The 5,520-nt window shown below is 48.8% G+C and carries 4 protein-coding genes; 1 reads left to right on the top strand and 3 read right to left on the bottom strand.

Translation table 11 applies throughout. The features are described from left to right. Window positions 1-41: 41 nt before the first annotated feature. On the top strand, window positions 42-1,229 hold the full coding sequence (locus BZG74_RS15345) for an acetate kinase (protein ID WP_077773339.1): 1,188 nt from the start codon (window positions 42-44) through the stop codon (window positions 1,227-1,229). Between the two features lie 304 nt (window positions 1,230-1,533). Here BZG74_RS15345 and BZG74_RS15340 read toward each other — a convergent pair whose 3' ends face one another. The 3 genes from BZG74_RS15340 to BZG74_RS15330 all read right to left on the bottom strand — a co-directional run bounded on the left by BZG74_RS15340 (window position 1,534) and on the right by BZG74_RS15330 (window position 5,308). Beyond that, window positions 1,534-2,064: an MltR family transcriptional regulator gene (locus BZG74_RS15340; RefSeq protein ID WP_077773338.1), complete on the bottom strand. Its 531-nt coding sequence runs from the start codon at window positions 2,062-2,064 to the stop codon at window positions 1,534-1,536. Between the two features lie 61 nt (window positions 2,065-2,125). Next, window positions 2,126-3,274 (bottom strand): mannitol-1-phosphate 5-dehydrogenase, encoded by a 1,149-nt coding sequence (locus tag BZG74_RS15335; RefSeq protein WP_077773337.1) that lies wholly within the window; start codon window positions 3,272-3,274, stop codon window positions 2,126-2,128. A gap of 63 nt (window positions 3,275-3,337) precedes the next feature. Next, a complete protein-coding gene (locus tag BZG74_RS15330) occupies window positions 3,338-5,308 on the bottom strand; it encodes a PTS mannitol transporter subunit IICBA (RefSeq protein WP_077773336.1) in 1,971 nt (656 codons plus the stop codon). Window positions 5,309-5,520: the final 212 nt, after the last annotated feature.

Raw genomic sequence — 5,520 nt, 5'->3', positions numbered from 1 at the left:
GCTGTGAGCCGTGACCCCAATTCTGCCAATAAGGTAACCCTATGAGTGATGCACTGGTACTCGTTATTAATTCAGGTAGCTCGTCGTTAAAATTTGCCCTGATGGATGCGCAAACTGGCGATGCTGCGATTTCCGGCGCTGGAGAATGCTTTGGGCGCGATGACGCGCGGATGAGCTGGAAAGCCGACGGTGAAAAAACCGAGAAAACCTTAAGTGCAGGAAGCAACCACCACCAAGAGGCCATGGACATCATTGTGGGCCTTATCGAAAGCAACCAATTGAGTGAAAAACTGCAGGCCGTTGGCCACCGTGTGGTACATGGTGGTGAAACCTTCAGCCAAGCTACCTTGATTGACGATGCCGTACTGGCGCAAATTGATGCGCTAAAAGCCTTGGCGCCACTGCATAACCCTGCGCACGTGGTGGGCATTAAAGCGGCACGTAAAGCCTTCCCAGGCTTGCCGCAAGTCGCGGTTTTCGATACCGCATTCCATCAAACGATGCCAGAAAAAGCTTACCATTACGCGATTTCGCGTCAGCTCTACAATGACTACGGTATTCGCCGTTACGGGTTCCACGGTACCAGCCATTATTACGTGAGCCGTGAAGCGGCAAAATGGCTTAACCAAGCGCCTGAACAAACCAACGTGATCACCGTTCATTTAGGCAACGGCGCTTCTTTGTGTGCGGTGAAAGATGGCCAAAGTGTCGATACCAGCATGGGTTTCACACCATTGGCGGGATTGATGATGGGCACACGCTGTGGCGATATCGACCCATCCATTCTTGAGTTTCTTTCCAAAAAAGGCCTGAGTACCGATGAAATTCATCATGAGCTGATCGATAAAGCCGGTTTACTTGGTGTTTCGGAATTAACGAACGATTGCCGAGGCTTGGTCGAGGCGGCAGAGCAGGGCCATAAAGGCGCGCAATTGGCGCTAGAAATGTTCGCTTATCGCGTTGCAAAATTCATCGCAAGTTACATGGTGCCTTTATCCCGCTTGGATGCGATTGTTTTCACAGGCGGAATTGGCGAAAACTCACTGCCAGTGCGGGAGATGATCTTAAAAGAGCTGGCCATTTTCGGCTATCAAGCGGATGCCGATGCCAACGCCGCCGCGCGATTTGGTGCCGCAGGACAAATCACCACCCAAGCGTCACCGCTAGCACTGGTGATCCCAACCAACGAAGAGCTGGTGATCGCACAACAAGCCATGGCAATGGCCTGATTGTCGTCTCTTCCTCTGTCTATAAAGCGAGCTTCGTGGCTCGCTTTTTTTATGTCTAAAAATCAATCTATATCAAGCCTTATGTGATCCAATATAGCGCTTTTTGTATGTAATGGTAGACAAGCTGCATCTTTTTTTGATTTGATACCCGAAAGATAAAAAAAGATTGGCTGGGTATGAAATTGTATAACGTGATTAAGGCTTACTTCGTTGAAGCCATGATTCTTGGTGGCGCGTTCGCGCTAGGCGTGTGGTTAACCCTATCAGGCTATTTGCTTCATTAGTGATGGTAAATGTTGGTGCATTAGAAAGGGCTTTCTTTGCTTAATTCATTGCAGATTTCCACGATCGCGAGTGACAACCCTGAGCGGATCACCTGCTGTTGGCGCTGCAGTTGTAGCTGATAAAACTCAATATCCACATCATCCTCTGGCGCTTCTATATCGCGCTGCATCATGCTCATATTGTCGACTTTACGAAGCTTTTTTACCGCATCCAGTACTTTAGGATCGGTGAACTGGTAGTCGTCAGCATCATTACTTAGCTGGTTTTTAAGCTTAATGATTTGTTCAATATCGTGATAAGCGTCATCTGATAACACGCCTAGGCCAAATAAGAGTTTCAATCGCACAGAAAGATCACCCAGCGGCCCCGTGTCGTGCAGCAATGGGCCGACAACCGACTCTACCGCAAAGTTATCTTTGCGAAAAACCCGCTTAATCAAGCCATCAATAGACGCCTCAAAGGTATCCACCGCGGCAACAAAAAAGCCACGCACGGTGGGCGCTTGGTTTAATCGCTCAATGATGTCTGTTTCGTCGAAATTTTCTGCCATAACCTCAATACTGCTTATTGTTATAACGGGGGAGCGAAACTCCCCCTTTGAAGTGCGCGGTTTACAATTGTTGGTACAGGGTGTCGATGGCCTCAACTTCCGGGCAGTCTTCTGCCAAGCCGGTGTATGTCGCCAACGTCTTTCTAACGCCTACCTCTTCCAAAGATGCCTGAAGCTCTTCCGCTTGTGGGTCTGTTTTATTGGTGTACTTTAATGCTGCCGCGATGCCTTTTAACAAGGCTTGGTTATCTGTGCCGTACTCTATTGTACCCAGTAATGGCTTGATAAGCCTATCGTTCTGACTTAGCTTTCGGATCGGCTGGCGACCAACACGATCGACCTCATCAATCAAGTAGGGGTTTGAGAAACGTCCTAAAATTTTCTTGATGTACGCTTGGTGAGCCGCGCGATCAAACCCGTAACGTTGGATAAGCACTTCGCCGCTTTCTTCCATGGCCTGTTTCACCACCGCATGAATTTGCGGATCGGTAATGGCTTCACGAATGGTGCGGTGGCCGCTTAAGCAACCCAAATACGCCGTGATACAATGGCCCGTGTTCAAAGTGAAAAGCTTGCGCTCGACGAACGCCATGAGGTTCTGCGTTTTCTCCATGCCCGCAATGTCTGGGATGTCGCCTTTGAACTGTTGCTCGTCCACAATCCACTCGCTGAAGCTTTCTACCGTGACTTCTAAGGGATCATCGTTCGCTGCTTCCGCCGGCGGTACAATGCGATCAACTGCGGAGTCGACAAAACCTATCAGTGCGTCTGCTTTCTCATGTAATGCGAGGTCAAGGTGCTTATAGACTTCGCCTTTGAGATGCGACGTACCACGGATCATGTTTTCACAGGCAATGATATTTAGCGGGGCCTCATTGCCTGATGCGAAACGTTTTTCAATGCCGGTGGCGATGGTCTTGGCAATGATATCAAGCACATTGGGGCCAACAGCCGTGGTCACTAAATCCGTTTTTACGATTTTTTCGATAACATCATCACTTGCCGAATTGACCGCCGTGATATGAGAAACCGTGTCGATATGGCAGTCGTTACCTACCACTTTAACCTTGTAGCTTTGTTTGTGACTAAGTTGGTCAATAAGGGGCGCATCGACATCGGCAAAGGTGACCTCGACATTGGCATCGGCGAGCAATTTTCCGATAAAGCCGCGACCGATATTACCGGCACCAAAATGAACAGCATTTTTCATAATATTTACCTCAAACTAAAAACGATGGTGATGAGAGGCCACCGAGGTGGCCTATTGGGCTGATTAATGGGATGACGTCACATGGGTGACGTTTTCATCACTCAATAGATTGAGGACCTCGTCAATACTGTCTGTACTGGTGAGAATGTCTATTGCATCTGGCTCATCTAACGCATTCGTAATGGCGGTAATTACTTGAATATGTTCATCGTTTTTGGCGGCAATGCCAATCACCAACTTGGCAATATCCTCTTTGTCGTCGGTGAACTGTACGCCAGACGGATACTGACACACCACAATACCCGTTTGTTTGACGCCATCTTTTGCTTTAACGGTGCCATGAGGGACGGCGATCGACTCCCCGAGGTAAGTGGGGGTCAATGCCTCGCGCTCAAACATCGCGTCGACATAACCTGGCTCCACGTAGCCAAGTTTGACAAGTTGCTCACCGGCAAATCGAATCGCTTCATCCTTGTTTTTGGCCGTTAAGCCAAGATGAATGTTTTTACGCTGCAGTTGAAAAGCAGGTGCCGGGGTTGGCTCGAAACTATCGTCATTTGCCGCCGTTGTTGGAACCTGAAGCACTTGCGGATCGTTTGCCGCGGGATACTGCGCGGCAAGAATTTGGGTAACCAACTGGCCGTACACATCGCCGTCTAAAAAGTTATTGAGTGAAATATGGTGTGCTGCTGGTGCGTGAGTGCGTGCGCGCTCGGTCAGATCTTTATGCGTGATCACAATCTGCGCATCCTCAGGCAGATTATTGACCGCAATATTCGTGACACCAACGTTCAAGCCTGCATTTTGCACTTTTTTGCGCAGCAAGCTGGCACCCATGGCACTTGAGCCCATGCCAGCGTCACAGGCAACTAAAATATGCTTTACGTCAGCAAAGTTAACCGAGGCTTTAGGCGCAGAAGAGGGGGCGGAGGTGCTTGCTTTAGCGCCTGATTTCATGTCTTTCATTTTGGCGGTTGCTTCGTCGAGTGAGGCTTCGTCACCATCACCTTCTGTGCTTTTCTGCGTTTTCATCAGCAAAGCGGCTACCACAAATGACACGCTGGCTGCGGCAATAATTGACGCTAAGACGCCGACAATCGAGCCTTTTTGCGTCATTAACAGCACAGCAAAAATAGAGCCTGGCGAAGCGGGCGACACAATGCCTGCATCGAACACAGTGAGAACGAACACACCTGTCATACCACCGGCAATCGCGGCAAGAATAAGGCGTGGATTCATCAAAATATAAGGGAAGTAGATTTCGTGAATACCACCGAAGAAGTGAATAATGGATGCGCCGCCCGCGGTTTGGCGTGCCGTGCCTTTACCAAACACCATGTAGGCCAACAAAATGCCTAAACCTGGGCCTGGGTTGGCCTCAATGAGGAAGAAAATCGACTTGCCAGCCTCTGAGGCTTGTTGAATGCCCAGCGGTGAGAAGATACCGTGGTTAATCGCATTATTTAAGAACAGGACTTTAGCTGGCTCAACAAAGATCGACGTCAATGGCAAGAGGTGCGCTGAGACCAAAAACTCCACACCTGCCGCGAGGCCACTGGATAAGAGTTTTACGAACGGGCCGATAAGGAAGAATGCGATAATCGCGCAAAGCATACCGATAATACCGGCAGAGAAGTTATTCACTAACATCTCAAACCCGCTTCTCACTTTGCCATCGACATAGGCATCGAATTTTTTGATCGCCCAGCCGCCGAGTGGACCAACCATCATCGCGCCCATAAACATGGGAATATCCGTCCCAACAATCACCCCCATAGTGGTAATCGCGCCGACAACCGCACCGCGTTCGCCGCCAACAAGTTTACCGCCGGTGTAGCCGATCAGTAGTGGCAATAGATAAGTAATCATGGGACCGACCATGGCCGCCAATGTCTCATTGGGGACCCAACCGGTTGGAATGAATAGTGCGGTAATAATCCCCCAAGCAATGAATGCGCCGATATTAGGCATCACCATGTTTGAGAGGAAGCGACCAAAATTCTGTATCTTGATCTTGGTATCAGATGATATCATAACAATACCCCGTTTGATGTTCTCATAGAACGTGTGTGGTAGAACGGTTCGCCAAAACCGTCTGACTAGTAAGTACCCAGTCAATTTACCACACATTTTTTCAAGAGAACTGATAACGGGGATTTATTGACTCACCTCTCACTTTTAACATCTAAACTATATTTTATACCGACACGCATCACAAAAATAACATGTAACTTTAGTACAAAAAG

Origin of the sequence: Salinivibrio sharmensis (assembly GCF_001995985.1) — a bacterium.
Classification (GTDB): Bacteria; Pseudomonadota; Gammaproteobacteria; order Enterobacterales; family Vibrionaceae; genus Salinivibrio; species Salinivibrio sharmensis.
This window is presented reverse-complemented; position numbering and strand designations above follow the sequence as displayed.

Excerpts from the sequence above, each read along its gene's own strand:
- BZG74_RS15345 (WP_077773339.1), top strand. The coding sequence starts at position 42 with ATGAGTGATGCACTGGTACTCGTTATTAATTCAGGTAGCTCGTCGTTA.
- BZG74_RS15340 (WP_077773338.1), bottom strand. The coding sequence starts at position 2,064 with ATGGCAGAAAATTTCGACGAAACAGACATCATTGAGCGATTAAACCAA.
- BZG74_RS15335 (WP_077773337.1), bottom strand. The coding sequence starts at position 3,274 with ATGAAAAATGCTGTTCATTTTGGTGCCGGTAATATCGGTCGCGGCTTT.
- BZG74_RS15330 (WP_077773336.1), bottom strand. The coding sequence starts at position 5,308 with ATGATATCATCTGATACCAAGATCAAGATACAGAATTTTGGTCGCTTC.